Annotated in this window: 3 protein-coding genes; all 3 read right to left on the bottom strand. The window is 70.7% G+C overall.

Going from position 1 to position 2,961, the window contains the following annotated elements; genetic code table 11:
* Nucleotides 1-467: 467 nt before the first annotated feature.
* The 3 genes from ITI46_RS33955 to ITI46_RS33945 all read right to left on the bottom strand — a co-directional run bounded on the left by ITI46_RS33955 (nt 468) and on the right by ITI46_RS33945 (nt 2,719).
* Nucleotides 468-1,211 (bottom strand): aldo/keto reductase, encoded by a 744-nt coding sequence (locus ITI46_RS33955; protein ID WP_247747010.1) that lies wholly within the window; start codon nt 1,209-1,211, stop codon nt 468-470.
* Between the two features lie 50 nt (nt 1,212-1,261).
* Complete coding sequence (locus ITI46_RS33950) at nt 1,262-2,458, bottom strand: JmjC domain-containing protein (protein WP_209243830.1); 1,197 nt, start codon at nt 2,456-2,458, stop codon at nt 1,262-1,264.
* Nucleotides 2,459-2,551: 93 nt separating this feature from the next.
* Nucleotides 2,552-2,719, bottom strand: coding sequence for a hypothetical protein (locus ITI46_RS33945; RefSeq protein ID WP_209243828.1), 168 nt, complete (start codon nt 2,717-2,719; stop codon nt 2,552-2,554).
* Nucleotides 2,720-2,961 lie beyond the last annotated feature (242 nt).

Genomic DNA, 2,961 nt, shown 5'->3' with positions numbered 1-2,961 from the left:
CCGTTCCGGCGTGGTGCAGGCTCAGGCACCGGGAAGGGGGGCGCAGAGCCCCGCACCACAGCAGTGGTCGCTTCTCACGACCGGAGGTGGACGAGCACCCCGGCACGCAAGCCCCACACGGGGCCCAACTCACCTCACCGGGCCAGGGGCCGCGGGCCCCGCCCGCAGAACAACAGGCGGTCGGCCTCGGCCAACCCACCGAAGCCCAAGGCGGGTTGGCGGCACTGCGGTCCTCCCCCGCCGCCGATGGGCTGTCCCATGCAGAGGATCACCCCTCCGCGCCGAGCCCCCACCTGGCAGCCACAGCACCGAGCCGACCAGCACCCGGACCAGACCCGGCCCTCGACCGGTCAGAACCGGCCGGACCCAGAACCGGCCGGACCTGGTCTCCAGGTCCGGCCGACTGGTCGCGCCCTTCCTCGTACGGAGTCACGGGCCCGCGCGAATGCGCGCGGGCCCGCCCCGGCTCACTGCCGGGCTTCGCTCCTGCCGGCAGCCTCCCGCAGAAGGCGGCGGTACTGGCCGACGACGTCCTCCTCCACCTCAAGAGCCAGCGAACTCACCAGCTCCCGCAGATGGACAGGGCTGTCCGTACCAACCGCCACCGCATCCACCGCAGGGAGACGGCAGGCAGCGCGGAAGGCCGCCTGCATCACAGTGGCCTGCTCCGCCTCCCGCAGGAACACCCGCGGGTCGAACCCCTCCCACGCAGCATCCGCCGCACCGCCGCCGAAGGGACTCATCCCCCACAGCTGCGACGGACGCAGCTTCGCGGCAAGCAGCTCCGCTGCTTCGAGGACCTCGTTCTTGACCAGCAGGCCGGAACGGACCATCAGGACATCGGGACGCGGCAGCCCGGCCACGAGTGCGCCCAGAGGGCGCGGGTCCCAGGACGAGATGCCCCAGGACCCGCACACGCCGCTCGACGCGGCATCCTCCAGAACGTGGCAGGCAGCCGCCAGCCGCTCGCAGCGCGCCGCCTCAGGACCTGCGGACAGGCTGTGCTCCGGATTGTGCAGGAACACCACATCCGGCTCCCGTCCCAGGTCCTGGGCCGCGCGCTCCACCGCCGCACGCAGACGCTCCGGTTCCAGGGAGTGTTCCGACGCCCGGCCGGGCACTGGGAAGTACCCGACCTTCGTCGACACCCTGAACCGCGGCAGCAGGTCACCAGCGACCCGCGCCAACGTCTCGTGCGAACGGAAACCCAGGTAGTTGGAGCTCGTGTCGAGAGCCCCAACCCCCAGGTCGAGCGCCTCCCTCAGAACAGCCGGCTCGTGACGAGACCGGTGTAGCCCGAGAACAACTCGGGGGTGAGCGGCGCGCACAGTCCCTCCTTCACCAGAGTCTCGGCGAGCTCGGTCACCCCGAAGCCCACAGCCGCCTCCACGGCCCGCAGGTCGGCGGGGCCACCGCCCAGCAGCATCCGCAGCGCCGGCAGAGCCTCCTCGGAGAAGAGGATCTTCCGCCCGGCGGCGGTCACCCGCACCACCGAGCCCTCCCGCTCGATCTCCGGCCGGAAGTGGGTGATGCACACCACCGCCTCCAGCGGCCCGAAGGTGGCCACGTAGGGTACGTAGCGCGTCGCGAAGGCCTGCTGCTCGTACTCGGCCAGGTAGTCCGCCGGAGAGGCCCTGCGGACGAGCTCCACAGCCGCCTCCTGCAGCGCCGTCGTGTCGGCCCCGGGGCTCCGGTCCAGGTCGTGCCGGAAGATCTCCTCGATCCGGCACCGGTCCGACAGCCACGTGAGCCAGCTCGCCCCCGTCCGCTTGGTGAAGCCGAACGTCGCGTGCAGGCTGTAGCCGGAGCCGCTGCCGTTACGCGTCGCCTGGTGCCAGAAACCCCGCGGGATGTGCATGACGTCGCCCGGCCGCATGACCCCCGACCAGACACCCTCCTCGCTGGGGGTGTTGTTGGGGTCGGCGTCCCGGTACATCGGAGCCGGCCGGGAAGTGCCGCGCACCTCCCACTCCTTCTCACCGGCGAGCTGCACGATCACCACGTCGTGGTCGTCCCAGTGCATGGGGAAACCCGACGCCTCGTTCGTCGTCAGGTACACGTTCACCTGCACCCGCTCGTGGGACCACCACTGCAGGGCCCGGCAGGCGACCTCCATCGTCGGGTCGAAGGTGTTGAGCTGATCCGTGATCAGCGTCGCACCCTCCTCCAGCAGCCCGCCCAGGCTCTGCATGTTCACCATCGGGATGCTCTGGCCCCGCGGGCTGACCGAGTCGGTGAAGTACTCCCCGGGGTGCACCTCCTTGCCGTCCTGGAAGAGCCGGAACTGCGGACGGTAGAGGCTCCTGCGCATCGCGATGTCCATGAGCTTGTCCGTCGTCAGGATCCGGGAGAGAAGCTCGGGGTCACCGACGTTCCCCCGCGCGAATTCCCTGCCCAGCCTCTCCGGGCCGCTCCAGCCGAGCGCGTTCTCGATGGCGTTCACCAACTGGTGTGTCACTTCTTCCTCCTGTTGAGTGCACTGATGTAGTGCGGAAAGGCCGACGGGGGCCGACGCGACGAATCGCGCCGACCCCCGCCGCTGCCGGGACCGTCAGTGGTCGCTCAGGTTGCCGTCACCGCCCGGCCAGGGGGCGTCGCCGGAGCTGCCCTGGTTGTCGGAGGCGAGGCGCTCCGCGTACCGGTCCTGGATCCTGGTCAGTCGCTCCACGCCCAGGACCAGCGACTGCCGCTCGGGCCCTGCCTGCTCGGGTGCCTGCACTGTGTGCTCCTTCCGCTGACTCCCGCCCCGCTCTGAGGCAGGAGAGCAAGTCGGCTCCCTCCTCATCGGGAAAGAGCCGACATGAACACCTCCTCCTCATGCGCCGCAGCGCGGCGCGCCCACGAGGGGCACAAGGAGGCGTCCAGCCGGGTCCTTTCCGGCACGAGCCGCCCGGCGGGCCCCCTGAGAGGCCGCAAGGTGCTTTCCCTTGCGGCCTCTCAGGGGGTCTGCCAGGCTCAAGT

Origin of the sequence: Streptomyces oryzae (genome assembly GCF_017676365.1) — a bacterium.
In the GTDB taxonomy this organism is placed as follows: Bacteria; Actinomycetota; Actinomycetes; order Streptomycetales; family Streptomycetaceae; genus Streptomyces; species Streptomyces oryzae.
This window is presented reverse-complemented; position numbering and strand designations above follow the sequence as displayed.